We start from the raw sequence: 26,245 nt of genomic DNA on the forward strand, positions 1-26,245 counted from the left end.
AAATACCTTTTTTCAAGGCATCACTCAAGGGAAAATGTAGTAATAACCACAACATTTTCGCAAAATTCAGATTCCGAGTGGTGGACAGTCGGAGCCATCAGTAGGATAGGCCACCGTCACGGGCCATATCAAAGGCCCAATTTGCATAGCTGCGCGCTGATCGGCGCCGGTGAATCTAGGAATCCATATGGACCGCGTGCGAAATTTACTGGAACAAATCCAGAATCGCCTTGAAGACCTGAACAAGGCCGAACGCAAAGTCGCCGAAGTGATCCTGCTCAACCCACAGCAGGCCACCCGGTTCAGCATCGCCGCCCTCGCCCAGGCCTCCAAGGTCAGCGAGCCGACGGTCAACCGTTTCTGCCGTTCGTTCGGTGTCAGTGGTTATCCGGAACTCAAGCTGCAGCTGGCGCAGAGCCTGGCCAGCGGCGCGGCGTATGTCAGCCGCGCGGTGGAAGCGGATGACAATCCCGAGGCCTACACGCAGAAGATTTTCGGCAGCGCCATCGCGTCCTTGGACAGCGCTTGTCAGGCGCTCGACCCGAACCTGATCAGCCGCGCGGTCGACCTGTTGATCCAGGCCCGTCAGATCCACTTCTTCGGCCTCGGTGCTTCAGCTCCGGTGGCGCTGGATGCGCAGCACAAGTTCTTCCGCTTCAACCTCGCGGTGACGGCCCACGCCGATGTGCTGATGCAACGCATGATTGCGTCGGTGGCACATACCGGCGAGTTATTCGTGATCATTTCCTATACTGGGCGTACCCGCGAGCTGGTGGAAGTGGCGCGCATTGCTCGCGAGAATGGCGCTTCGGTGTTGGGTCTGACGGCAGAGAATTCGCCGTTGGCCAAGGCCAGTACTCTGAGCCTGAACATTCCGCTGCCGGAAGACACCGACATCTATATGCCGATGACTTCGCGGATCATTCAGTTGACCGTGCTGGATGTGCTGGCGACTGGCATGACGTTGCGTCGCGGGGTGGATTTCCAGCCGCACTTGCGCAAGATCAAAGAGAGCTTGAATGCGAGCCGGTATCCGGTGGGGGATGAGTTCAACTGAGGCTTTAGAAGCCAAAAGCCTACCCTCACCCCAGCCCTCTCCCGGAGGGAGAGGGGGCCGACCGAGGTGTCTGGCGTTGTCCATCGACCTGAAAGATCCAGTCGATTATGGATTCAACGAACGTCGTTCAGGTCGGCGTATTTCTGCAGCATCCCCCAATCGGTCCCCTCTACCTCTGGGAGAGGGCTAGGGTGAGGGCCGACTATAGGCCTGACACACTCAAGCCGCAGCCCAAGCCTGCAAACTCAAATGCGCCTTCTCCCCCGGCGCCAGATGCACACTGTCAGTGCCCCCCGCCGCCGCCTCGACACAGACAAACTCCGACACCTCATCCCAGCTCACACCCAGCAGCGGCCGCGATCCCGGATGCCAGACCACCGTGTCCCCACTGTCCCCGGTATCGATGCACAATTCACGCTGCCAGGCGTGATCCTTGAGCTGTAATTCACCGTCGTGCTGGAACACGCGCTGACAGCCACCATCAACCCGTAACTCGCCTTCCTGCTGGCAAGCCTGACGATTCAACTGGTCATAACCCTGCGCGCCCTCAAGCCCAGACAGCGCTATCTCGGAAACATCGCCAATACGCCAGTAAGCGTGCAAGGCCTGACTCATCTGGCACGGCATGTCGTCCTGATGCTCGGTGCTCAGGCGTAACTCCATGCGTTCACCGAGGTGCGCGTGCAGATCAACCTGCCAGTCGCACAGCTGTAACTGCCAGTGCAGACGCACGCCGTCGTCACTGGTGCTGCTGTCGAGCAGCTTCCAGTCGAGCAACCGCGCCCAGCCATGCGATGGCCACGCATTTTCACTTGGATGCCGGCCGTACCACGGCCAGCAAACCGGCACGCCGCCGCGAATCGCGCCGACATGCGGCCACTTCGCCGCGCACCACAACCAGGGCTTTTGTCCGCGCGGCTGGAAGTGCAGCAACTGCGCGCCCTGACGACTGAACACCGCCTGACACAGCGGGTGATCGATCACCAACACATCGCGCATCTGATAGCGCTCCCAGGCGAACACCGGTCGTTCGCGCAAGGATTTGAAGAAGCGTTGCAGCGGATGCTCATGCATTTGCCACGGTCCTGAAAATCATGGGGGTATTCAACAATCCACATTGCTCTTGTGGCGAGGGAGCTTGCTCCCGCTGGGCTGCGAAGCGGCCCCAAAACCATTCACTGTTGTGTATCAGTCAAACCGCATTTTCAGGGCTTACGACTGCTGCGCAGCCGAGCGGGAGCAAGCTCCCTCGCCACAAATGCATACTTCACAAAACATACTTGCAAGTCTCGCAAAAAAAAGCGGACAGCCTTGGCTGTCCGCAAATATGCGCACATAGAGAGGAGCTTATCGCAGACGCGTTAGAACACCGACTGAATTTTCAGGCCAGCGACCAGAGCGTTGTCGACTTCATCCACACCGCCCGGGTGAGTGACGTATTGCAGGTTAGGACGTACGGTCAGCCAGTTGGTGACGTGGAAGCCGTAGTTGATCTCGTAGTTGTATTCGGTTTCACGAATTGGCGAGAACAGTGGGTTATCGTAGTTATCGACACCGTTGGCAGCGTTGACCAGTTCGGCATTGCGCTTCACGTCCTTGTTGACGTGAGTGCGAGCGAAACCGATGCCGACGTCATCTTTCGGACGTGCGTCGAACGGACCTTTGTACACGAACATCAGCGACTGGTAGTTGTCGATGAAGTTGGTGTCCTTGTCGTGGAAGGTCGCGTTGGCCGCGATGTTCAGACCGCGAGTCTTGTCACCGTTGTGGCTGGTGAGTTGCTGTTGCGCGACGAACCAGTAGCCGGATTTGCTGCTGTGGCTGCGGTAGGCGTTGCCCGTGGTGGCTGCGTCATTACCGTTGTCGTCTTCGCGAACATCATCGGCCTTGGCCGTGCTCTTGTAGTAACCGACACGGTATTCGCCAGGAAGGCTGTTCGGGTTAGGCAACCAGACCAGTTCAACCGGCAACACGGTGCCTTTGGTGCCGCTGCCGCTGAGCTTGAAGCCGTTGCCGTGTTCGAGTTGCGACGGATTCTGGTTGTAAGCACCGATCTGCGCGTAGAGCTCGTCGTTGATGTTGTACTTCACACGAATCGCGGCCTGGCTGACTGGCCAGTTGTACCAGATGTTGGTGGCCCAGTTACCCACTTGCGAACCGCAGAACGCCAGGTTCTGGAACTCGCACGGGAAGGTGTTGAAGTCTTCGCCTTCGCCGAAGTAACCGGCCTTGATGTCGAGTTTGTTGTCGAAGAACTGGTGTTTGATCCACAACTGGGTCAGACGCACCATGTGGCCACGGCCGTAGACTTCTTGCGACGAACTCAGGGTGCCGGCACGCGGGTCGCCAACGCGGTCGTTGGAGATATTCTGGCCGTTACGGTTGGTCAGTTGGATCTTCGCCTGAGTGTTATCCCAGCCCCAGAGTTTTTGCAGGTCGAGGGCCACGCCCAGACCAAACTGGTCGGCATAACGCGCAGTCTTGTCGTTGTTGAAGCCACCGTGCAGGTTGCCGCCAACTTCACCGACGTAGTCTGCCTTGATGTCGATACCCTGCTCGATCAGCTTGGTCCGCTCTCCGCCCCAATCCCCGGTCATCCACTCGGAATCCGAGCTGAACGCGTCAGCCGCGTGAACGCTACCGGCGAGCATCATTGCCGCAATCGCAGACAACTGGCCGATACGCTGAGCGTTGGTGTTGTTCTTCATCCCTACATCCTCGTTTTATTGTTATTAACTGTTTTTATCTAACGCGGTTTACATAAATTGCGCTGGATGACAGGCCATCCAGCGCGGATCCGTTGCAATCAGCGACCCTTGAACTGCGCGACGTTGGCGCTGTGCGCCTCGGTCTGCGCCACGCCTGCAACCCCCAGGCGTTCGCCAGTCTTGGCATCAAACAGCAGCACTTTCGATGGATCGAATTGCAGGGTCAGGGTCTCGCCCACCTGCGGTGCCACGTCCGGTGCCAGTCGGCAGCAGACCTTGGTTTCGTTCAGGTTGACGAACACCAGCGTGTCCGGCCCGGTCGGTTCGGTGACTTGCACTTCAGCGCGAATGGTCGGCAGGCCGTTGGCTTCGCTGCCGGCCAGAGCAATCTGCTCCGGACGCAGACCGAGGATCACTTCACGGTCTTCGAGACCGGCGTCCTGCATGCCCATCGGCAATTCGCAACGCGCCTGACCGCTGTCGAGCAGGGCCAGCAGACGACCGTCCTTGCGCTGCAAACGCAGGGGGATGAAGTTCATCGGCGGCGAACCGATGAAGCTCGCCACGAACAGGTTGGCCGGGTCGTTGTAGATCTGTTTCGGCGTGCCGAACTGCTGAATGATGCCGTCCTTCATCACCGCCACTTTGTCGCCCAGGGTCATCGCTTCGATCTGGTCGTGGGTCACGTAGACCGTGGTGGTTTTCAGGCGCTGGTGCATCAGTTTCATTTCGGTGCGCATCTCGACCCGCAGCTTGGCGTCGAGGTTGGACAGCGGTTCGTCGAACAGATAAATCTTCGGCCGCCGCGCCAGCGCCCGGCCCATCGCCACGCGCTGTTGCTGACCACCGGAGAGCTGGCCCGGCTTGCGATTGAGCAGGTGCTCGATCTGCAGCAGTTTGGCCACGCGGGCGACTTCTTCATCGATCGCCGGCTGACTCATCTTGCGGATCTTCAGACCGAACTCGATGTTCTCGCGCACGCTCATGGTCGGGTACAGCGCGTAGGACTGGAACACCATGGCGATGTCGCGATCTTTCGGGCTCATGCCGCTGACGTCCTGGTCATCGATCATGATCGCGCCGCCGCTGATGGTTTCCAGTCCGGCGATGCAGTTCATCAGGGTCGATTTACCGCAACCCGAAGGGCCGACGAGGATCAGGAACTCACCGTCCTTGATCGACAGTTCGATGTTCTTCAGGGTGTCCGGCAGGCCGGCGCCATAGGTCTTGTTTACATTGCGAAGTTCGAGCGTAGCCATGATTACCCCTTGACTGCGCCGGCCGTCAGCCCGCGCACGAAATACTTGCCTGCGACCACATAGACCAGCAGGGTCGGCAATCCGGCGATCATCGCCGCCGCCATATCCACGTTGTATTCCTTGGCCCCGGTACTGGTGTTGACCAAGTTGTTCAGCGCCACCGTGATCGGTTGCGAATCACCGCTGGAGAACACCACACCGAACAGGAAGTCGTTCCAGATCTGGGTGAACTGCCAGATCAGGCAGACCATGATGATCGGCGTCGACATCGGCAGGATGATCATGCGGAAGATCGTAAAGAACCCCGCGCCATCGAGGCGTGCGGCCTTGATCAGCGCATCCGGAATGCTCACGTAGTAGTTACGGAAGAACAGCGTGGTGAACGCCAGACCGTAGACCACATGGATGAACACCAGGCCGGTGGTGGTGCTCGCCAGCCCCATCTTGCCGAGGGTGAACGAGGCCGGCAGCAGCACGGTCTGGAACGGCAGGAAGCAGCCGAACAACAGCAGACCGAAGAACAGCTGCGAACCACGAAAGCGCCAGAACGACAGCACATAGCCGTTCAACGCACCGATGGCGGTGGAGATGATTACGGCCGGAACGGTGATCTTGATCGAGTTCCAGAAATAGCCGTCAACCGTGGCCCAGGCTTTCACCCAGCCAATGCCGCTGACCACGGTCGGCCAGCTCAGCAGGTTGCCGGTGCTGATGTCTTCCGGGGTCTTGAAGCTGGTCAACAGCATCACTACCAACGGCACCAGATACAGCAGAACGGCGAGGATCAGCACCGCGTAGATCGCGATGCGACTCAGACTGATGGCGGGTTTGCTAGCGAGACTAGTCATTACGCTTGGTCCTCAGCTCGGAGTACAGGTAAGGCACGATGATCGCGAGGATCGCACCGAGCATCAGAATCGCACTGGCCGAACCCATGCCCATCTGGCCGCGACTGAAGGTGAAGGAATACATGAACATCGCTGGCAGGTCGGACGAGTAGCCCGGGCCACCGGCCGTCATCGCCGCCACCAGATCGAAACTCTTGATCGCGATGTGCGCCAGAATCATCACGGCGCTGAAGAACACCGGACGCAGGCTTGGCAGCACGACTTTCCAATAGATGCGCGGCATGCTCGCGCCGTCGATCTGCGCGGCACGGATGATCGACTGATCAACCCCGCGCAGGCCGGCGAGGAACATCGCCATGATGAAGCCCGAGGCTTGCCACACAGCCGCGATGACCAGGCAATACACCACGCGATCCGGGTCGATCAGCCAGTCCAGACGGAAGCCTTCCCAGCCCCAGTCACGCAACAATTTGTCCAGGCCCATGCCCGGGTTGAGCAGCCATTTCCACGCGGTACCGGTGACGATCATCGAGAGCGCCATCGGGTACAGGTAAATGGTGCGGATGAAGCCTTCGCGACGGATTTTCTGGTCGAGGAAGATCGCCAGTGTCACGCCGATCACCAAGGTGATACCGATGAACATGCCACCGAACACCGCGAGGTTTTTGCTCGCGACCCACCAGCGGTCGTTGTCGAACAGGCGCTCGTATTGCGCCAGCCCGGCCCACTTGTAGGTCGGCAGAAACGTCGAGCTGGTGAACGACAGAACGAACGTCCACAGGATGTAGCCATAGAAGCCCACCAGAACGATGAACATGCTCGGCGCCAGCACCAGTTTCGGGAGCCAACGCTGCAATGCATCGAACGGCGAGGCCTTGCTGAACACAGCAACAGAACTCATGGGGAAATCCAGTACAGGGAAAAAGGACTACAGCCTTGAAGAATCAGTTTGTGGCGAGGGAGCTTGCTCCCGCTCGACTGCGCAGCAGACGCCGCCTTTGGGGGCGCTTCGCACCCCAGCGGGAGCAAGCTCCCTCGCCACAGCAACCCGACTCCTGCAAAGGTGTTATTTGGCAGACTTGATCGCGCTGCCGAGTTTCTTCGCAGCATCGGCCGGGTCGGCTTTCGGGTCGTTGATGTAGTTGGTCACAACATCAAAGAACGCGCCCTGCACGGCCAGCGTGGTCGCCATGTTGTGCGCCATGCTTGGTTGCAGGCCGCCGGACTTGGCGTCCGCCAGGAAGTCTTTGGCAGCAGTCTGTGCACACGAGTCGAAGCCGAGTTTTTCCATGTTGTTCAACATGTCGATGCGAACCGGGATCGAGCCCTTGTTGATGCTGAAGACTTTCTGGAAGTTCTCACCCAGCACGACTTTGGCGATGTCTTGCTGACCCGCCGCGGTGCCTGCGTCTTTTTGCTTGAACACCGCCAGGGAGTCGATGTTGTAGGTGAACGCCTTGTCGGTGCCCGGGAACGCTACGCACTCGTAGTCCTTGCCGGCGACTTTCTTGGCGGCGGTCCATTCGGACTTGGCCCAGTCACCCATGATCTGCATGCCGGCCTTGCCGTTGATGACCTTGGCCGCTTCGAGGTTCCAGTCCTGGCCTTTGCCGTCCTGGTCCATATAGGTCGCGACTTTCTTCAGCTCGGTCAGCGCCTTGACCATTTCCGGGCCGGTCAGGGTGGCGTTGTCCAGGTCAACCAGGGCTTTCTTGTAACCGTCGACGCCCATGACCGAAAGCACTACCGCTTCGAACACGGTGCTGTCCTGCCAAGGCTGGCCACCGTGGGCCAATGGAATGAAGCCTGCAGCCTTGAGCTTGTCGCCCGCTGCGTAGAATTCTGCGAGGGTGGTCGGCGCTTTTTCGATCCCGGCTTTCTTGAACACTTCCGGGTTGATCCACAGCCAGTTCACACGGTGAATGTTCACCGGCACGGCTACGTAATCACCTTCGAACTTGACGGTGTCGGAGACTTTCTTGTCGAGCAGGCTGTCCCACTTTTCCGACTTGGAAACGTCTTTCAGCACGTCAGTGTCGAGCAGACCGGTGGATGCCCATTCCTGGATATCCGGGCCTTTGATCTGGGCTACGCCCGGCGGGTTACCGGCGACGGCGCGGCTCTTCAGCACGGTCATGGCAGTTGCACCGCCACCGCCGGCTACGGCGCCATCCTTCCAGGTAAAGCCGTCTTTTTCGACCTGGGCCTTGAGCACATCGACCGCAGCCTTTTCACCACCCGACGTCCACCAATGCACAACTTCCACCGAACCTTTGGAATCGGCAGCGGAAACACTGAGCGGCAACACAGCGAGAGGGAACAGGGAGGCAACAGAAATGACAGTGGCTAGGCGAGAAATCGCATTCATCTGAGATGTACCTTTCTTGTTGTTATGCATGCAAGTCTGGTGCTTGCGCTGCACGGAGTTTAAACAGAGCGCATCCCTGCGCAGGTAACGAAGGGACGCGCGAATGTCACGACATGGTTACACAGGAACAGCGCAGGATAATTGCGCCAGAGCACTGGCCATGCTCGGCGTCAGTGGCAGACGCGGGATCAAAACCGCCTGCCAGGCGTGATACAGATCGGGTTTGCCCGCCCAGATATCGGCACTCGGGCGATTCTGCGGGTCGAGTTCGTGGTGCCAACTGCCGTCGCAGCGATCAATGAAATGGCTTTCACAAAATTCCCAGAACAGTCGGTACCAGGTTTCGTATTGCGCATCTCCGGTGCGTTTGAGTAGAGCGCTGGCGGCGGCGCTGGCTTCGGCGTGAGTCCAGTGCAAGCGGTGGCGAACCACGGCTTTGTTGTGCCAGTCGAGGGTGTAGACGATGCCTGGCGCGCCATCGACGTCCCAGCCATGACGGCAGTTGTTTTCGAAGAGTTTCTGCGCGTCGGTGACGAGCCAGCCGGGGGTGAGCATGCCCGCCTGCACGCGTGCGGCTTCAAGGTGCAGCAACAGCCGCGCCCACTCGAACCCGTGGCCCGGCGTGGTGCCGTAAGGGCGGAAGCCATCGGCGGGATTGTCTGAGTTGTACTCGCGCAGCGGCTGCCAGTCGCGGTCGAAATGCTCGATCACCAGGTAATCGTTGGCGGCGGCGTGGCCGTGGATCACCCGCTCGACGATGCGTTGCGCACGCACCAGCCAGCGCGGGTCTTCAGTGACATCGGCCAGTGCGAGGAAGGCTTCGGTGGCGTGCATGTTGCTGTTGGCGCCGCGATAGGCTTCTTCTTCGCTCCAGTCGCGGTTGAAGAATTCGCGCATGGCGCCCTCTTCTTCGCTCCAGAAATAGGTGTCGATAATGTCGATCGCGTCATCGAGCAGCGCTTGGGCGCCGGGGCGATTGGCGACCACCGCGGAACTCGCGGCGAGGGCGACGAAGGCGTGCAGATAAGCGTTCTTGCCGGTATTGCCGTCGCGGTGTTCGGCAGTGGCGAACCATCCGCCGTGCAACGCATCACGCAGTGGCCCACGCAGGGCCTGAATGCCGTGATCGATCAGCTCGGCGTAACCCGGCAGGCCTTGGATGTGGGCCATGGCGAAGCTGTGGGTCATGCGCGCGGTGTTCATGGTTTCGGCTTGCGCATCAGCCGGCAAGTGGCCGCGCTCGTCGAGGTTGCCGAAGCCTTCAGGCAGGCGCGAAGCCTTGGCGAACGCCAGCAGACGCAGGCCTTCGGCAGCCAGCCATTGCTGGTGCGCGGGGGCGTTGAGCCAACTGCTGAAGCCGGGTTGGAAGTGATCCATGGGTGGCCTTTTTTGTTGTTATGACTGCGCGGAGTCTAAACAACGGGCCGGGACTGCCTTGTAACGAAGGGGGCGGGGTTTGTCACAGGACCGTGACAAAGAGCGACCCTCACCCCAGCCCTCTCCCGGAGGGAGAGGGGGCCGACCAAGGTGTCTACGGTCAAACATCGACCTGAAAGACCTTATCGATTATGGATTCAGCAAAACACTTTCAGGTCGGCTTATTTCTTCAGCATCCCCCAATCAGTCCCCTCTCCCTCCGGGAGAGGGTTAGGGTGAGGGCCTTTTTTGATCTTCAGTCAGCAGAACGCGGAAGTTGGAGGGTCACGCGCAACCCGCCTTCACGCAGATTCTGCAATGTCACCTCACCACCATGACTATGCGCGATATTGCGCGCGATCCCCAATCCAAGACCATACCCCTGCTGCTGCCCCGCCAGTCGAAAGTGCGGTTCAAACACCTGCTCCAACCGCTGCTCCGGCACGCCCGGGCCTTCATCATCGACGTGCAGCACAAACGCGCTCTCGTCATCATCGATATGCAAATGCGCGTTCTGCCCGTACTTCAAAGCGTTGTCGATCAGATTGCCGATGCAGCGTTTCAGCGCCAACGGCTTACCGGAATACGCGGCCAGCGCCCGCCCCTGCTGGGTCACGCGGCCATTGCCATTGGGTGCCAGATACGGCTCCACCAGACAATCAAGCACATGATTGAGATCCACCGGTTCGATGTTCTCGTGGATGTCGGTGTCTTTAACACATTGCAACGCGCCTTTGACCAGCAGTTCCAGCTCATCCAGATCGCGACCGAACTTGGCTTGCAGCTTTTCGTCTTCCAACAGTTCGACGCGCAGACGCAGGCGAGTGATCGGCGTGCGCAAGTCGTGGGAAATTGCGCTGAACAACTGGCTGCGTTCGGTCAGATAGCGGCTGATGCGCTCGCGCATGGTGTTGAATGCGCGACCGACTTCGACCACTTCACTGCCACCGCCCTCGGCCACCGGTTCGACATCCGCACCCAGCGACAAGTCCCGCGCCGCCCGCGCCAGGCGCTTGAGCGGCCGGCTCTGCCAGTGCACCAGCAGGCCAATAAACAACAGCAAAAAGCCGCTGGTGAGGACGATGAACCACACCTGCTGCGCCGGCAGGCCTTGTTCTTCAAGACTGGTGTACGGCTCGGGCAACAGGGAGGCGATGTACAGCCATTCGCCCGGCGCCATTTGAATCTGCGTGACCAGCACCGGCGGATTCACCGGCTCCAGCGTCAGCGCGTAGTGCGCCCAGGAGCGTGGCAACTCATCGAGTTTCAGCCCGGCATTGAAGATCCGCAGATCCTCGGGGCTGACGAAGGTCACCAGAATATCCGTGTCGTGGCCCAGCGACTGGCGCAACACTTCGTCGACTGCTTGCATCACCGCTGCCTTGCGCGGCGTGACCGGCAGCACTTCCATATCCAGCGGCTTGTCGTTGAGCGTCACGACAAAACGTGTACCGCCCATGCTGCGCAACTGATCCAGCACCAGCGGTCGATAGGCCACCGGCAATGAGCGGAAATAGCTGACGCTGGCGGTCATCGAATGCGCGAGGCTACGGGCGCTGGTGACCAGGCCTTCAAGTTGCGTGGCGCGCAATTGCGAAACCCAGATCACGCTGGACAAGGTCTGCGCGAACAACACCGCCAACAACGTCAGCAGCAGCATGCGCCCGAGCAGCGAACGCGGCACCGGCACTTTGGCTGCGGCGTTGCGCAGGAACTCAGTGACCATTGCCGGCAACCACGTTGGCTGCCAATTGGTAGCCGCTGCCACGCACGGTGCGGATCAGGCGTGGCGGTTTTTCCGTGTCGCGCAGGCGTTGGCGCAAGCGGCTGACGGCCATGTCGACAATGCGATCGAGCGGCATCAGGTCGCGGCCACGGGTGGCGTTGCCGATGGTGTCGCGGTCGAGGATTTGCTGGGGATGATCGAGGAACAGCTTGAGCAGCGCGAAGTCGGCGCCGGACAGAATCACTTCTTCACCGTCGGTGTGAAACAGTCGGTGGCTGACCATGTCCAGCCGCCACTCATCGAAGGCCAGCACTTCACTGCCGCTGCGTTCCTGGCCGAACTGAGCGCGGCGCAACAGGGCTTTGATCCGTGCTTGCAGCTCACGCGGGCTGAAGGGCTTGCCAAGGTAGTCGTCAGCGCCGAGTTCCAGACCGATTACGCGGTCGGCCTCATCGGAGCTGGCGGTGAGCATGATGATCGGCACCTGCGCCTGACGCGGATGCTGACGCACCCAACGGCACAGACTGAAGCCGTCCTCGTCGGGCAGCATCACATCAAGGATCACCAGATCGCTCGGCGCGTCGTTCAGCGCCTGACGAAAACTGGCGCCATCGGCCGTGGCCCGCACCTGAAAACCCGCGCGGGTCAGGTAGGTCTCGAGCAACTCGCGTATTTCCTGGTCGTCATCGACCAACAATATCGACTTGTTGACTGAGCTCACTTCGAAGGCATCCTTGTTGTTGGAATTGGGGCGGATTATGCCTGAGCCAAAACAGATGGCGTACGAGCTTTTGTGGCGAGGGAGCTTGCTCCCGCTGGGCTGCGAAGCGGCCCTATTGGTTTTCCAGTCAAATCGCGTGAGCCGCAGGTACGACTGCTGCGCAGCCGAGCGGGAGCAAGCTCCCTCGCCACAGTAAATCCTGCTAAACAGGGATTGCCTGGTCCAGCGCCACTCCCGCACCCACCAGCCCGGAATACGGCGCCGTCACCAGCCACACCGGAATCCCCTTGAAGTAATCACTCATGCAGCCCTTGTCGGCGAAGCTGCGAGCAAAACCGCTTTCAACGAAGAAATCAGCAAAGCGTGGAATCACCCCGCCAACGATATACACCCCGCCACGCCCGCCCGTGGTCAGCACGTTATTGCCCGCCACCCGACCGAGCCAGCAGCAGAACTGCTCAAGCACTTCCAGCGCAATCGGATCGCCCGCCAGACCGGCAGCGGTGATCGCTTCTGGCGTATCAAGCGTCGGCTCATGCCCATCCACCGCGCAGATCGCGCGGTAGACACGCGGCAAACCGCTGCCGCTCAACGCCGTTTCCGCGCTGACGTGGCCGATTTCGTTGTGGATGTGTTGCCACAGTTGCGTTTCACGCGGGCTGCTCAGCGGCAGATCGACGTGACCGCCCTCGCCCGGCAGTGCAGCAAAGCGCCCTTCGCCAAGATCAAGCAAAGTGCCGACGCCAAGGCCTGTGCCCGGGCCGATCACCACAGCCGGGCGCAACGGTTCCGGCGTGCCTGCGCAGACCACGCGGAATTCACCGGGCTGCAACCGGGTCATGCCCAGCGCCATCGCCGAGAAGTCGTTGACCAGCAACAACTGCTCGACCTGCAACGCCTCGCAAAACGCCTTGCGGCTAAGGCGCCAGTGGTTGTTGGTGAACTTGAATTCATCGCCGCTGACCGGACCGGCCACCGACAGGCACACCGAACCGATGTCCCCCGGCGCCAGACCCAGCCCGCTCAGATACAGGCTGATCGCCGCCTCCGGGCTGGCATGCTCGGCAGTGGCCAGCACCTGCACGGACTCGAGCTGCTGATCTTTCCACAACGCAAATCGCGCGTTGGTGCCTCCGATGTCACCGACCAAAGCCAGTTTCAATTAAGCGTCTCCAGGGCAGAAGTGAAGGCGCTGGCGCCCTGCTCCGCCGAGCTGAAGGCCAAACGCATGAAGCCGAACAGTTCGCGACCGCTGCCGATGTTGTTGCCCAACAGGCCTTTGGCGGGTTCGCGTGCTGCAAATTCGGCGGCGTCGACTTTAAGTTCCAAAGTACCTTTGACGCCATCGACGCGGATGATATCGCCCTCTTGCACGCGCGCCAAAGCGCCGCCGACATATGCTTCCGGACTGACGTGAATCGCAGCCGGAATTTTCCCCGATGCACCGGACATGCGCCCGTCAGTCACCAGCGCGACTTTGAAGCCGCGATCCTGCAACACACCGAGGAACGGCGTCATCTTGTGCAACTCGGGCATGCCGTTGGAACGCGGGCCCTGGAAGCGCATCACTGCGACGAAATCTTTCTCGAGCAAACCGGCCTTGAACGCGTCGGCCAGATCCTGTTGATCCTGGAACACCATCGCCGGTGCTTCGACGATCTGGTTTTCCAGCGCGACGGCGGAAACTTTCATCACACCGCGACCGAGGTTGCCTTCCATCACGCGCAAGCCGCCCTCCGGCGAGAACGCACGCGCCACCGGACGCAGGATGTTTTCGTCGAGGCTATCAATCGGGCCTTCGCGCCAGACCAGCTCGCCGTTATCGAGGAACGGTTCTTTGGTGTAACGGCTCAGGCCGTGGCCGAGCACGGTGTTGACGTCTTCGTGCAGCAGACCGGCGCCGAGCAGTTCGCGGATCAGGAACGACATGCCGCCAGCGGCCTGGAAGTGGTTGATGTCAGCCTTGCCGTTCGGGTAGACGTGGCTCAGGGTCGGCACGACTTCGGAGAGGTCGGCCATGTCCTGCCAGGTCAATTGAATGCCCGCCGCCATGGCGATGGCCGGCATGTGCAGGGTGTGGTTGGTCGAGCCGCCAGTGGCGTGCAGCGCCACGATCGAGTTGACCAGCGACTTTTCATCGACGATTTCGCCGATCGGCATGAAGTTGCCATTTTGTTTGGTCAGACGCGTGACTTGATGCGCGGCTTCGCGGGTCAGCGCTTCGCGCAGTGGCGTGTTCGGATTGACGAAGGACGCGCCCGGCAAGTGCAGGCCCATGACTTCCATCAGCAACTGGTTGGTGTTGGCGGTGCCGTAGAAGGTGCAAGTGCCAGGGCTGTGATAGGACTTCATTTCCGATTCCAGCAGCTCTTCGCGAGTCGCCTTGCCCTCGGCGTACTTCTGGCGCACGTCGGCTTTTTCCTTGTTGGAAATCCCCGACACCATCGGCCCGCCCGGCACGAAGATCGTCGGCAGATGACCGAAACGCAGCGAGCCCATCATCAGCCCCGGCACGATCTTGTCGCAGATGCCGAGCATCAGCGCGCCGTCGAACATGTTGTGCGACAGCGCCACCGCGGTGGACATCGCGATCACTTCGCGGCTCGGCAGGCTTAGCTCCATGCCCGGCTCGCCTTGGGTCACGCCATCGCACATCGCCGGAGTGCCACCCGCGAACTGGCCAACCGAGCCGATTTCACGCAGGGCATTCTTGATTTGTTCCGGGAACACTTCATACGGCTGATGCGCCGAGAGCATGTCGTTATATGACGAAACAATTGCGATGTTGGCCGAGTTCATCATCCGCAAGCTGTGCTTGTCTTCGGTGCCGCAACCGGCCACGCCGTGGGCGAAATTGGCGCATTGCAGCTTGCCGCGCATCGGGCCATCAGTTGCAGCGCCGCGAATCAGCGCAAGGTAAGCCTGACGTGTGGCGCGGCTGCGGGCGATAAGCCGTTCGGTGACCTCAAGGACGCGGGGATGCATGTGTAGAACTCCAGGCTAACGGATGTGGCGACCTGATTGTCTATGCTGATCAAAGCGCCGCTCGCGTGGGATGACGGGCGGTTCTGTCGATCATTCGGACCAGTTGATTCAGGTCACTCGTTGTAGATAAAACAAAATATTGCCACTAAAAAGGCTTGTTTTCTATTTTTATGCGAATAATCTTGTAATTCCAACAACAAAACGACGGCGGCGCTGCTCAATGACTCTTCGAATTGCAATCAATGGTTTTGGCCGCATCGGCCGTAATGTCCTGCGCGCACTGTATACCCAAGGCTATCGTCAGGATTTGCAGATCGTCGCCATCAACGATCTGGGCGACAGCTCGATGAATGCCCATCTGCTCAAATACGACACCGTGCATGGCACGTTCGACGCTGAAGTGGCGCACGACAACGAGAGCCTGACCGTCAACGGCGACCGTATTTCGGTCAGCGCCATTCGCAACCCGGCCGAACTGCCATGGGCTGCGGAAAAGATTGATGTGGTATTCGAATGCACCGGTCTGTTCACCGACCGCGCCAAAGCCGCCGCGCATATTACCGCCGGCGCACGCAAAGTAATCATCTCGGCCCCGGCCAAAGGCGCCGATGCCACCGTGGTTTATGGTGTGAACCACGACATTCTGCGCCAGTCGCACCAGATCATCTCCAACGCTTCGTGCACCACCAACTGCCTCGCGCCAGTGGCGCAGGTGCTGCACCGTGAGCTGGGCATCGAGAGCGGTCTGATGACCACCATTCATGCCTACACCAACGATCAGAACCTGACCGACGTCTACCACACCGATCCGTACCGCGCGCGTTCGGCCACGCAAAACATGATCCCGAGCAAGACCGGTGCGGCTGAAGCCGTGGGCCTGGTGCTGCCGGAACTGGCGGGCAAACTGACCGGCATGGCCGTGCGCGTGCCGGTGATCAATGTCTCGCTGGTTGACTTGACTGTGCAACTGAAGAAGGAAGCCAGCGCCGAAGAAGTCAACGCGCTGTTGAAGGCCGCGAGCCAGCATTCGAAAATCCTTGGCTACAACACGCTGCCGTTGGTTTCGAGCGACTTCAACCACAACCCGCTGTCGTCGATCTTCGACGCCAACCACACCAAAGTCAGCGGCAAACTGCTGAAAGTGCTGGCCTGGTACGACAACGAGTGGGGCTTCTCCAACCGCATGCTGGATAACTGCCTGGCACTCTGCAACGCCGAGTAAGCAAACTTCTACAAATCAACACTTGACCACTCGAGCGGATGATAAGCATTATCATTCGCTCGAAATGGATCAGGCCTTCCCGTGAGTCAGTCGCGCTTCAATCACGTTTTCCTCGCCCAGCGCAGTGCCCTGCTGCGAACACTGGAGCGCATGGTCAACAACCACAGCACCGCCGAAGACCTGTTGCAGGAAACCTACCTGCGCGTCACGCGAGCGCTGAGCGAGCGGGCCATCGAGCACCTTGAACCCTTTGTCTTTCAGACCGCGCGCAATCTGGCGCTGGATCATCTGCGTGCGCGCAAGATTCATTCGCGCACCATGGTCGATGACGTGCCGCAAGAGGTGGTGCACAGCATCGCCGCCCCTGCCAGCAGCGCCGAAGACGCCGCCCACGCCGAACAATTACTCGAGCGCCTGAACGTGAGCCTCAGTCAACTCAGCCCGCGTCAGCAGCGGATTTTCATCCTCAGCCGCCTGCACGGAAACAGCTATCAGGAAATCGCCGACGAGCTCAACGTGTCGCTGAGTACCGTGCAAAAAGAACTCAAATTGATCATGACGGTGTGCATCGGGGTCGCCGAACGCCTGAATGGCGAGTGATTACCGTAAGACTTTTCTCGCCGCCAACAGGATCGACTGCACTGATCATCGGGCTTTGCTACCCTTGCCCGACATTTACGCTTCACTAAAAAAACAGCCGTGCGCAGACACTGCCGAGGAAACACCGTGACCGACACCCACCGCTCTCCTTCGCCCGATACGGCGCAGGACGCCGCCAGCGCAATGGACCAGGCTTTGGACTGGCTCATCGTGCTCGGCAGTCCGGACGCGGAGCAGTCGCGGCAGTTTCATGCGTGGCTGTCGGCCGATCCGTTGAATGCCGAAGCGTTCGCCAAAGCGCAAGCCATTTGGGACGGCCCGCAAATCGCCCAATGCGCGCAAAACCTCGCCGCGCAGCCAAAGAAGGTCACGTTCCTGCGCCGTCTGCGCCCGCACTGGAAACCGCTGGCCACCGCCGCCGTGCTGGTACTCGGCCTTTTCAGTTTCAGCAATCTGCCGCTGCGGCTGCAGGCCGATCATCTGACCGTGGTTGGCGAGCGCCAGCGCCTGCAACTGGAGGACGGCTCGAAAGTTCTGCTCAATACCAACTCGGCATTTTCCAGCACGATCAATGATCAGCAACGGGTCGCTCGGCTGTATCAGGGCGAAGCGTTTTTCGAAGTCCCGGCCAACCGTGGCCAGCCGCTGGAGATTGATGCCGGCCCGGTGAAAGCCAGCGTGCGCGACACCGATTTCGCTGTGCGTTACCTGGACGGCGTGGCGCAGGTGCGCGTGCAGCGTGGTGATGTCGATTTGCGCGCCACGCGTGATGACGCGCGTGTGCGTTTGTCGGCAGGCGAAAGCATCAGCATTGGCCCCAACGGTTTCGACCGCCCGGCCAAGGTTGATCCGGCCACTGATCTGGCCTGGGTGCAAGGTCGGCTTGTCTTCGAGAACTGCCCGCTGAACCAAGTGCTGGCCGAACTGCGCCGCTACTATCCGGGCTTCATCATCAACACCAATCAGCAGTTGGCCGATGTCGCCGTCACCGGCAATTTTCGTCTCGACCAGCCGCTCGATGTCGTGCGTTCGCTGGCGCACATCACCTCAGCCAAGTTGCAGGAATATCCGGCGCTGGTGATCTTGAACTAAATGAGAATTATTTTTACTCGATAGCTGGAGCCCGTTCGTCTCGTTATAGCCAATGCAATTGATTCGCATCACGCGAACAATCAGCACCTATAAAGATTCGTGCGACACGGAGCGCTATCGATGTCCTCTCGCCTTACCCGCCAGACTGCTTCCCCTTCCCGCGTACTGTCGTTGCTGACCGCCGCCATTCTCATGGCCGGCACCGCGCCGCTGATGGCCGCCACCGAACAACCGACGCGCAACATGGGCGATTACTCGTTCGCCATCGGCCAGCAACCGCTGGTTTCAGCCCTCAATGCCTTCACCGCCGTGACCGGTTGGCAGGTCGGTTTGCCGGCAGAACTGGGACAAAACGTGGCGTCGCCGGGTGTGCGTGGTTCGCTGCCGCCGGAAAAAGCCCTGGAGCGCCTGTTGGTGGGGACCAACCTGAGCTTCCGCAAACTGAGCAACAACAACGTGGTGCTGGAGAAACGCAGCGCCAGCGGTGCGCTCAATCTGGATCAGGTGACCATCAGCGCCACCCGCCAGGAGCAATCGGTGAACAGCGTACCGAGCACCGTCAGCGTGCAGACCCGCGAGGAGCTCGACCGCAACAACGTCAACTCGATCAAGGATCTGGTGCGTTACGAACCGGGCGTTTCGGTGGGCGGCGCCGGTCAGCGTGCCGGACTGACCGGCTACAACATTCGCGGGATCGACGGCGACCGCGTGCTGACTCAGGTCGACGGCGTGCAAGTGCCCGACAGCTTCTTCAATGGTCCGTACGCGCAGAGCAACCGCAATTACGTCGACCCGGAAATCGTCAAACGCGTGGAAATCCTGCGTGGTCCGGCCTCCGTGCTCTACGGCAGCAACGCCATCGGCGGCGCGGTCAGCTACTACACCCTCGACCCGGACGACATCATCAAGCCCGGCAAAGACGTCGGCGCGCGTCTGAAAACCGGTTACAGCTCCGCCGACGACAGCTGGCTGAGGTCCGGCACCGTCGCTGGTCGGACCGGCGACTTAGACGGCTTGCTGCACCTGAGCCAGCGCAATGGTCATGAAAGCGAATCCTACGGCGAAACCGGCGGCACCGGCCTGAACCGCACCGAGGCCAACCCTGAGGATGTGCGCACCACCAACGTCCTGGCCAAACTCGGCTGGAACTACGCCGACGATGCGCGCTTCGGTCTGACCTACGAACACTACAAGGATGATCGCGACACTAACCAGTTGAGCGCCGTCGGCGGGCCATTCAACGCGGGACGTGGTTTCGGTTTCTACAAATCGCGCACCGGCAACGACACGGTCACCCGCGAGCGTTTCGGCCTGGAGCACAGTTTCGGTCTCGACAGCGCGCTGGCTGACCACATCAAGTGGTCGCTGAATTACCAGATTGCGAAAACCGATCAGCGCACCGAAGAAATCTACGCGCCTTCGCGCACCGTATTGCGTGAGCGCAAAACCACTTACAAAGATCGCCAATGGGTGTTCGATACCCAGGCGGACAAGGCCTTCGCCATCGCCGACACCGATCACGTCGTCACCTACGGCACCACCATCAAGCAGGACAAAGTTACCGGTCTGCGCACCGGCAGCGGCACTTGCCTGACCGTCGCCGGCGCCTGCCGCGTGATCGGCGCGGCGAGCGCTGCCGATACCCTGACACCGGCCAGCGACTTCCCCGACCCGACCATCAACAGCTACAGCCTGTTTGCCCAGGATCAGATCAGCTGGGGCAACTGGACGTTCCTGCCGGGCGCACGTTACGACTACACCCAGCTCAAGCCGCACATCACCGATGAGTTCCTCGCCACTGCCGACCAGAGCGGCAACGGCACGGTGAGCGACAAAACCAAGACCTGGCATCGTCTGTCGCCCAAGTTCGGTACCACTTACAACTTCAACGACAACTACACCTGGTACGGTCAGTACGCCGAAGGCTTCCGCACGCCGACCGCCAAAGCGCTGTACGGCCGCTTTGAAAACCTCAGCGGGGGCTATCAGGTCGCACCGAATCCGGATCTCGATCCGGAAAAGAGCAAGAGCTATGAAACCGGCCTGCGCGGACAGTTCGAGGCAGGCACGTTTGACGTGGCGGTGTTCTATAACAAGTACCGTGATTTCATCGACGAAAACGCCATCACCCCCGGCTATTCCGAAACCACGTTCCAGAGCAACAACATCAAGCACGCCACCATCAAGGGTGTGGAGCTCAAGGGTCGTCTGAACCTCGATACGTTCGGCGCGCCTGCCGGACTCTACACACAAGGCTCGATGGCCTACCTGTATGGCCGCAACGATGACAGCGGACAACCACTCAATAGCGTCAATCCGCTGACCGGCGTGTTTGGCCTCGGTTATGACCAGGACAACTACGGTGCCCTGCTCAGCTGGACGCTGGTCAAGCGCAAGGATCGTGTCGACAGCAGTAGTTTCAAAACGCCGGATGGCACCAGCACGCAGTTCAAGACACCGGGTTATGGCGTGCTCGACCTCGCCGGGTTCTACAAGGTCACCGACGACGTGACGCTGAATGCCGGCCTCTACAACCTGACCGACAAAAAATACTGGCAGTGGGATGACGTGCGCGGTTACGACAGCGTGGGCGAAGCCTCGGTCACGCAACCGGCCAACCTCGATCGCCTGACTCAACCGGGTCGCAACTTCGCGATCAATCTGGTCTGGGATATCTGATCCGGACTGCCTCACGGCGCCCATTGAATGGCGCGCCGTGAGGTTTTTTTACTGTCCGGCGCATGCCCGAACGTCTCGTTATCAAGCGCCTCTTCTTTTCAAGGACACCTCATGACCACCCCGGAAAAAGCCCTGCGTTCGCAACGCCTGAACCAGATCACCCACGAGCCGCACGCTAAGCTCGACGCACTGGTCAAAGCACACGCCCCGTTCGAGACCCGCGCCAACTTCGCGCGCTTCGTGGTCGCGCAATACCTGTTCCAGTCGGAACTGGTGGGGTTGTACAACGACCCTGAACTGCGCGAAATCGTTGCCGATCTGCCGGCGCGTTGCCGTGCTGATGCGGCCAAGGCTGACCTGGCTGATCTGGATACCGAAGTACCGGCGCCGGTTGCTGGCGCAGTGAAGAACCCGGGCAAGGCGCGCGCCTTGGGCTGGATCTTCGTTTCCGAAGGTTCGAAGCTCGGTGCGGCGTTTTTGATCAAGCGTGCGGTGGCGCTGGAGCTGAGTGAAAACTTTGGTGCGCGTCACTTGGGCGAGCCAGAGGGTGGCCGCGCTGAAGGCTGGAAGCGTTTTGTCAGAACCCTCGATGCACTGGAGTTCACGCCTGAGGAGGAAGCAGAAGTCGAGCAAGGCGCAATCGATGCGTTCAACCGCTTCACGGTGTTGCTCGAACAGGCCTACTCAACCCAAGCCGAACCTGCCTGAAGCCACACTGCAAAAACCTGTGGGAGCTGGCTTGCCAGCGATGACGGAGTGTCAGCCAACATTTATGCCGACTGACATACCGCTATCGCTGGCAAGCCAGCTCCCACAGTGAATGGCGTAAGTCTGTAAGATTCCCATCCCGCTTCAGAAGTAACTCGCTGAGCCCATGCCCCAACCCGCCCACTCCAAACTCGCCCGCCTGCTGTTCGGCCTGCTCGCCTATGTCAGCCTCGGCATCGGCCTGATCGCGATCATCGTGCCCGGCCTGCCGACCACCGAGTTCATCCTGCTCGCCGCGTGGGCCGCGACGCGCAGTTCGCCGCGCCTGAGTGCCTGGCTGGAAAACCATCGCTTGTTCGGCCCGATTCTGCACAACTGGCGCAACGGCAGAATCATCGCGCGCCGCGCCAAGGTCAGCGCCACTGTCAGCATGCTGCTCTGCGCAACCTTGATGCTGGTGATGCTCGACCACGGCTGGCCGATCTATCTGGCCATCGCCGGCATGAGCATGGGCAACCTATGGATATGGTCACGACCAGAAGCCCTCCCCGCTTAATCCCCTGTGGCGAGGGGATTCATCCCCGTCCGGCTGCGAAGCAGTCGTAAAACCAAACAACTCGGTATGTCTTACAAACCGTACAGGTCCAATTTGGGGCGGCTTCGCCACCCAACGGGGATAAATCCCCTCGCCACAAAAGCCTTTGCACATAGCTGAAACTTCCCTGTAATTAAGACCCTTTTCAGCACATTATCCTGCGCAAACGTTTAGCCTCTACCGTTCGTCGGCAAGCCACTCATGCAAACCTGCCTCCGCGCCGATGAGCATTGAATGGCGCTGAATGGATTTGGCGAACCGGGGCGTTCCAGCCCGTAGCCAACAGCTCATCCCTTCGCGAGAACGCCCTATGTTCGACTCTCTGTCCATCCGCCTGAAAATCGTGCTGCTCTCCGGCCTGTGCCTGCTTGGCGTGGTCGCGCTGATCGTCGGCATGAACATCTACCAGACCAACCAGAACGACCAACTGGTCAGTGCCTCCAGCAGCAAGATGCTCACCGCCAGTGTGCAGAACCTGTTGCAGGCCAAGGCGGGCGAACAAGCGATTCGCCTGCAGAAAACCTTTGGCGAAAACCTGTCGGTGATTACCGCGCTGGCGGATCAGATCAAGGACCTGCGCACGATGGCCGCCAAGCGTTCGCTGGACGCCGGTGCCTTGCGTGAAGAGTTGAACCAGAGCCTGAAAACCGCGTTCGAGCGCAACAACAAAGTGCTCGGCATCTGGCTGGCATTCGAGCCCGATGCGCTGGACGGCAAGGACAGCGAGTTCGCCAACGACGCCGCGCGTCAGTCCAACGAAGCCGGGCGTTTCGCCAGCTATTGGAGTCGTGCCGGCGGCGCTGCGCTCAATACCATCATGGTTGAAGAAGACCTGACCAAAACCACCATGAGTGTCAGCGGCACGCCGTACAACAGTTGGTACACCTGCCCTCGCGACAACAAGCGCACCTGCCTGCTCGACCCGTATGCGGACACCGTCGGCGGCAAGGAAATGCTCATGACCACGATTTCCGTACCGTTGCTGGTGGATGGCAAGGCCATCGGCGTGGTCGGCGTCGACATTGCCCTCGACGCCTTGCAAGCGGCAGCCGTTGACGCCCAGCGCGAGCTGTTCAGCGGAGCCGGGCACATGTTGATTGTGTCCGGCAGCGGTGTACTCGGCGCCTACAGCACTGACGCAAGCAAGGTCGGCAAAAGCATCGGCGACACCCTCGGCGCTGAAGGCAAGGAAGTGCTGCAACTGCTCAGCTCCGGCACACCGAAGATTCTCGAGCAGGGCGATTTGATTCGCGCGGTGTACCCGGTCAGCCCGATCAGCGACTCCAAAGCGTGGGGCGTAGTCATCGACCTGCCGAAACAAGTGCTGCTGGCCGACTCGGTCAAGCTGCAAGCAGTACTGGATGACGCACAGGAAACCGGCACCATCACCGCGATCTCGGTGGCAGTGATTGCTGGTTTGGTCGGGCTGCTGCTGATCTGGCTCACCGCGTCGGGCGTAACCCGTCCGATCAACAGCGTCGCCGAGATGCTGAAGAACATCGCCAGCGGCGAAGGCGATCTGACGCAACGGCTGAACTACAGCAAAAAGGATGAACTGGGCGAGCTGGTGAACTGGTTCAACCGCTTCCTCGACAAGCTGCAACCGACCATCGCCCAGATCAAACAAAGCATCACCGAAGCGCGCGGCACTGCCGATCAGTCTTCGGAAATCGCCCGCCAGACCAGCGAAGGCATGCAGGTGCAGTTCCGCGAGATCGATCAGGTTGCCACCGCGTCGAACGAAATGAGCGCCACTGCCCACGACGTGGCCAACAGCGCGTCGAACGCGGCCAACGCAGCCAAAGGTGCTGATCAATCGGCCCGCGAAGGCATGTCGATCATCGAGCGCAGCACCCGCGACATCAATCAACTGGCCGACGAAGTCAGCAAAGCAGTGACCGAAGTCGAAGCGCTGGCGGTCAACAGCGAGCAGATCGGTTCGGTGCTGGAAGTGATCCGCAGCATCGCCGAACAGACCAACCTGCTAGCGCTGAACGCCGCCATTGAAGCGGCGCGCGCCGGTGAAAGCGGTCGCGGTTTTGCGGTGGTGGCCGACGAAGTGCGCAACCTCGCCAAGCGCACCCAGGATTCGGTTGAAGAAATTCGCGTGGTCATCGAACGCATCCAGACCGGCACTCGCGGCGTGGTCGCGACCATGCATTCAAGCCAGACTCAGGCGCACAACAATGCCGGGCAGATTCGTCATGCAGTGGATGCGCTGGGCAAGATCAGCGACGCAGTGACGGTGATCAGCGACATGAACCTGCAAATCGCCAGCGCCGCCGAACAGCAGAGCGCGGTGGCTGAAGAGGTCAACCGTAACGTTTCGGCGATTCGTACCGTCACCGAAACCTTGACCGGACAAGCCACCGAATCGGCAGCGATCAGCAGCCAGTTGAATGCGCTGGCCAGTCAGCAGATGAAGCTGATGGATCAGTTCCGCGTGTAATCAGGAAGCATCAGCGATGGCGGCAGGTCAGTTATTTCATCTGTTGACTGACACACCGCTATCGCTGGCAAGTCGAATCGTCGCACCGCAGCTCCCACAGGTTAAGAGGTGTTGACAGATTTTGTGTACGACTCGAAAACTGTGGGAGCTGCGGTGCGACGATTCGACTTGCCAGCGATGAGGCCCGACCTGTCACCACAAAATCTGATCAACCAAACATCCTCACAGCGACAACAACCCGCTATACAACCCATAAGCCGCCAACCCCGCACCAATAATCACGCAGGTAAAAATCCCCTTTTCAACCGTGGTGAACAACGGCTCACCCTGCTCACGCTTGGCCTTGGCAAACAGGATCACCCCCGGCGCGTACAACAACGCCGACAGCAGCAAGTACTTCACCCCGCCGGCGTACAACAACCACACCGCGTAACTCAGGGCGATGCCGCCGATCAGCAGATCCTTGGTGCGCTCGGCCGACGCGTGTTCGTAGGTTTCGCCGCGCCCGCTCAACAGCACCGCGTAGGCCGCCGACCACAGATACGGCACCAGAATCATCGACGAGGCGAGGTAGATCAGGCTGGTGTAAGTGCCAGCCGAGAACAGTGTGATCAGCAGGAAAATCTGGATCATCACGTTGGTCAGCCACAGCGCATTGACCGGCACATGGTTGGCATTTTCCTTCTTGAGGAACGCCGGCATGGTCTTGTCCTTGGCCGTGGCGAAGAGGATTTCTGCACACAGCAGTGCCCACGAAAGCAGCGCCCCCAGTAGCGAAATCGCCAAGCCAATGCTGATCAGCAGCGCGCCCCACGGACCGACCACATGTTCCAGCACCGCCGCCAGCGACGGGTTCTGCAAGCTCGCCAGTTCCGGCTGGCTCATGATCCCCAGCGACAGCACGTTGACCAGCACCAACAGCGCCAGCACGCCGACAAATCCGATCACCGTGGCGCGCCCGACGTCGCGGCGTTTCTCTGCGCGCGCTGAATACACGCTGGCGCCTTCGATGCCGATGAACACGAACACCGTGACCAGCATCATGTTGCGCACCTGATCCATCACCCCGCCGAAATTCGGGTTGCTCTGACCCCAGATGTCACGGGTAAAAATATCAGCCTTGAACGCGACGGCAGCGATGACGATGAACATGATCAACGGCACCACTTTGGCCACGGTGGTCAATTGATTGATCAGCGCCGCCTCCTTGATTCCGCGCATCACCAGAAAATGCACCGCCCACAGCAGCACTGATGCGCAGGCGATGGCAATCGGCGTGTTGCCCTGGCCGAACACCGGGAAGAAGTAGCCGAGGGTGCTGAACAGCAGAACGAAATAGCCGACGTTGCCCAGCCACGCGCTGATCCAGTAGCCCCACGCCGATGAGAAACCCATGTAATCGCCGAACCCGGCCTTGGCGTAGGCATACACGCCCGAATCGAGTTCCGGTTTGCGATTGGCCAAGGTCTGGAAGACGAACGCCAGGGTCAGCATGCCAATTGCGGTGATGCCCCAGCCGATCAGAATCGCCCCGGCATCGGCGCGGGCCGCCATGTTCTGCGGCAGCGAAAAAATCCCGCCACCAATCATCGATCCGACCACCAGGGCGATCAGTGCGCCAAGGCGCAGCTTTTGCGTCGGTTGCGACATTCCAGTCTCCCTTTATCAATTTCTGAAGCCTGATTACGTTTAATAGATAACCCCAATTAACGTCGGTTATTTATAGCCATAAACGCTAACGCTTAGCAGGAGTGTATGACTTTTGTGCGCTAGTCCTGACAAATCAATTCTGTACTGAAAACAGATGCCGAA

Annotated in this window: 19 protein-coding genes and 2 pseudogenes; 9 read left to right on the forward strand and 12 right to left on the reverse strand. The window is 60.0% G+C overall.

Annotated features, from left to right (window positions below; genetic code table 11):
- Positions 1-196: 196 nt before the first annotated feature.
- The gene (locus tag ACP7BN_RS23000) at positions 197-1,057 is read left to right on the forward strand and encodes a MurR/RpiR family transcriptional regulator (protein ID WP_178129043.1); all 861 of its coding nucleotides are present in this window, start codon (positions 197-199) and stop codon (positions 1,055-1,057) included.
- Positions 1,058-1,276: 219 nt separating this feature from the next.
- On the opposite strand, the gene ACP7BN_RS23005 is transcribed toward ACP7BN_RS23000, so the two are convergent.
- From ACP7BN_RS23005 to edd, 11 genes are all read right to left on the reverse strand, one after another.
- Positions 1,277-2,131 (reverse strand): D-hexose-6-phosphate mutarotase, encoded by an 855-nt coding sequence (locus ACP7BN_RS23005; RefSeq protein ID WP_426206231.1) that lies wholly within the window; start codon positions 2,129-2,131, stop codon positions 1,277-1,279.
- 287 nt (positions 2,132-2,418) lie between these two features.
- Positions 2,419-3,765 (reverse strand): carbohydrate porin, encoded by a 1,347-nt coding sequence (locus ACP7BN_RS23010; RefSeq protein ID WP_426206232.1) that lies wholly within the window; start codon positions 3,763-3,765, stop codon positions 2,419-2,421.
- A 98-nt stretch (positions 3,766-3,863) separates the two neighbouring features.
- The gene (locus tag ACP7BN_RS23015; RefSeq protein ID WP_426206233.1) at positions 3,864-5,024 is read right to left on the reverse strand and encodes an ABC transporter ATP-binding protein; all 1,161 of its coding nucleotides are present in this window, start codon (positions 5,022-5,024) and stop codon (positions 3,864-3,866) included.
- 2 nt (positions 5,025-5,026) lie between these two features.
- Positions 5,027-5,872 (reverse strand): carbohydrate ABC transporter permease, encoded by an 846-nt coding sequence (locus tag ACP7BN_RS23020; protein WP_426206234.1) that lies wholly within the window; start codon positions 5,870-5,872, stop codon positions 5,027-5,029.
- Complete coding sequence (locus ACP7BN_RS23025) at positions 5,865-6,773, reverse strand: carbohydrate ABC transporter permease (protein WP_420646343.1); 909 nt, start codon at positions 6,771-6,773, stop codon at positions 5,865-5,867. The genes ACP7BN_RS23020 and ACP7BN_RS23025 overlap by 8 nt, the downstream gene beginning before the upstream one ends.
- A gap of 165 nt (positions 6,774-6,938) precedes the next feature.
- Positions 6,939-8,240, reverse strand: coding sequence for an ABC transporter substrate-binding protein (locus tag ACP7BN_RS23030; RefSeq protein WP_426206235.1), 1,302 nt, complete (start codon positions 8,238-8,240; stop codon positions 6,939-6,941).
- Between the two features lie 117 nt (positions 8,241-8,357).
- The gene (locus ACP7BN_RS23035; protein ID WP_426206236.1) at positions 8,358-9,617 is read right to left on the reverse strand and encodes an AGE family epimerase/isomerase; all 1,260 of its coding nucleotides are present in this window, start codon (positions 9,615-9,617) and stop codon (positions 8,358-8,360) included.
- 295 nt (positions 9,618-9,912) lie between these two features.
- The gene (locus ACP7BN_RS23040; RefSeq protein WP_426206237.1) at positions 9,913-11,382 is read right to left on the reverse strand and encodes an ATP-binding protein; all 1,470 of its coding nucleotides are present in this window, start codon (positions 11,380-11,382) and stop codon (positions 9,913-9,915) included.
- Positions 11,372-12,103: a response regulator gene (locus ACP7BN_RS23045; protein ID WP_420646339.1), complete on the reverse strand. Its 732-nt coding sequence runs from the start codon at positions 12,101-12,103 to the stop codon at positions 11,372-11,374. The genes ACP7BN_RS23040 and ACP7BN_RS23045 overlap by 11 nt, the downstream gene beginning before the upstream one ends.
- Positions 12,104-12,305: 202 nt before the next feature.
- Complete coding sequence (locus tag ACP7BN_RS23050) at positions 12,306-13,265, reverse strand: glucokinase (protein WP_426206238.1); 960 nt, start codon at positions 13,263-13,265, stop codon at positions 12,306-12,308.
- Entirely contained in the window at positions 13,262-15,088 is a 1,827-nt protein-coding gene (edd, locus tag ACP7BN_RS23055; protein ID WP_426206239.1) for a phosphogluconate dehydratase, read from the reverse strand. Before edd ends, ACP7BN_RS23050 begins: the two co-directional genes overlap by 4 nt.
- Positions 15,089-15,308: 220 nt before the next feature.
- Here edd and gap point away from each other — a divergent pair, with 220 nt between their 5' ends.
- From gap to ACP7BN_RS23095, 8 genes and pseudogenes are all read left to right on the forward strand, one after another.
- Positions 15,309-16,310 carry a type I glyceraldehyde-3-phosphate dehydrogenase gene (gene gap, locus ACP7BN_RS23060; protein ID WP_420646336.1) on the forward strand — a complete coding sequence of 334 codons (1,002 nt, stop codon included), beginning with the start codon at positions 15,309-15,311 and terminating at the stop codon, positions 16,308-16,310.
- 81 nt (positions 16,311-16,391) lie between these two features.
- Positions 16,392-16,910, forward strand: coding sequence for an RNA polymerase sigma factor (locus ACP7BN_RS23065; RefSeq protein WP_426206240.1), 519 nt, complete (start codon positions 16,392-16,394; stop codon positions 16,908-16,910).
- Positions 16,911-17,036: 126 nt separating this feature from the next.
- Entirely contained in the window at positions 17,037-18,002 is a 966-nt protein-coding gene (locus ACP7BN_RS23070; protein WP_426206241.1) for a FecR family protein, read from the forward strand.
- 120 nt (positions 18,003-18,122) lie between these two features.
- Positions 18,123-20,681, forward strand: coding sequence for a TonB-dependent receptor (locus ACP7BN_RS23075; protein ID WP_426206242.1), 2,559 nt, complete (start codon positions 18,123-18,125; stop codon positions 20,679-20,681).
- Positions 20,682-20,792: 111 nt separating this feature from the next.
- The gene (locus ACP7BN_RS23080) at positions 20,793-21,389 is read left to right on the forward strand and encodes a biliverdin-producing heme oxygenase (protein WP_426206243.1); all 597 of its coding nucleotides are present in this window, start codon (positions 20,793-20,795) and stop codon (positions 21,387-21,389) included.
- Positions 21,390-21,555: 166 nt separating this feature from the next.
- Positions 21,556-21,945, forward strand: a complete 390-nt coding sequence (locus ACP7BN_RS23085; protein ID WP_426206244.1) for a YbaN family protein — start codon at positions 21,556-21,558, stop codon at positions 21,943-21,945.
- A gap of 622 nt (positions 21,946-22,567) precedes the next feature.
- Positions 22,568-23,527 (forward strand): annotated as a pseudogene (locus ACP7BN_RS23090) (chemotaxis protein); the annotation flags it as partial.
- 378 nt (positions 23,528-23,905) lie between these two features.
- Positions 23,906-24,433 (forward strand): annotated as a pseudogene (locus ACP7BN_RS23095) (methyl-accepting chemotaxis protein); the annotation flags it as partial.
- Positions 24,434-24,655: 222 nt separating this feature from the next.
- Here the strand turns inward: ACP7BN_RS23095 and arcD are convergent.
- A complete protein-coding gene (gene arcD, locus ACP7BN_RS23100) occupies positions 24,656-26,083 on the reverse strand; it encodes an arginine-ornithine antiporter (RefSeq protein ID WP_426206245.1) in 1,428 nt (475 codons plus the stop codon).
- Positions 26,084-26,245 lie beyond the last annotated feature (162 nt).

This window comes from Pseudomonas sp. TWP3-1 (genome assembly GCF_049896625.1).
Lineage (GTDB): Bacteria > Pseudomonadota > Gammaproteobacteria > Pseudomonadales > Pseudomonadaceae > Aquipseudomonas.

Coding starts and splice junctions, on each gene's coding strand:
- ACP7BN_RS23005 (WP_426206231.1), bottom strand. CDS start 2,131: ATGCATGAGCATCCGCTGCAACGCTTCTTCAAATCCTTGCGCGAACGA.
- ACP7BN_RS23010 (WP_426206232.1), bottom strand. CDS start 3,765: ATGAAGAACAACACCAACGCTCAGCGTATCGGCCAGTTGTCTGCGATT.
- ACP7BN_RS23015 (WP_426206233.1), bottom strand. CDS start 5,024: ATGGCTACGCTCGAACTTCGCAATGTAAACAAGACCTATGGCGCCGGC.
- ACP7BN_RS23020 (WP_426206234.1), bottom strand. CDS start 5,872: ATGACTAGTCTCGCTAGCAAACCCGCCATCAGTCTGAGTCGCATCGCG.
- ACP7BN_RS23025 (WP_420646343.1), bottom strand. CDS start 6,773: ATGAGTTCTGTTGCTGTGTTCAGCAAGGCCTCGCCGTTCGATGCATTG.
- ACP7BN_RS23030 (WP_426206235.1), bottom strand. CDS start 8,240: ATGAATGCGATTTCTCGCCTAGCCACTGTCATTTCTGTTGCCTCCCTG.
- ACP7BN_RS23035 (WP_426206236.1), bottom strand. CDS start 9,617: ATGGATCACTTCCAACCCGGCTTCAGCAGTTGGCTCAACGCCCCCGCG.
- ACP7BN_RS23040 (WP_426206237.1), bottom strand. CDS start 11,382: ATGGTCACTGAGTTCCTGCGCAACGCCGCAGCCAAAGTGCCGGTGCCG.
- edd (WP_426206239.1), bottom strand. CDS start 15,088: ATGCATCCCCGCGTCCTTGAGGTCACCGAACGGCTTATCGCCCGCAGC.
- gap (WP_420646336.1), top strand. CDS start 15,309: ATGACTCTTCGAATTGCAATCAATGGTTTTGGCCGCATCGGCCGTAAT.
- ACP7BN_RS23075 (WP_426206242.1), top strand. CDS start 18,123: ATGTCCTCTCGCCTTACCCGCCAGACTGCTTCCCCTTCCCGCGTACTG.
- ACP7BN_RS23080 (WP_426206243.1), top strand. CDS start 20,793: ATGACCACCCCGGAAAAAGCCCTGCGTTCGCAACGCCTGAACCAGATC.
- ACP7BN_RS23085 (WP_426206244.1), top strand. CDS start 21,556: ATGCCCCAACCCGCCCACTCCAAACTCGCCCGCCTGCTGTTCGGCCTG.
- arcD (WP_426206245.1), bottom strand. CDS start 26,083: ATGTCGCAACCGACGCAAAAGCTGCGCCTTGGCGCACTGATCGCCCTG.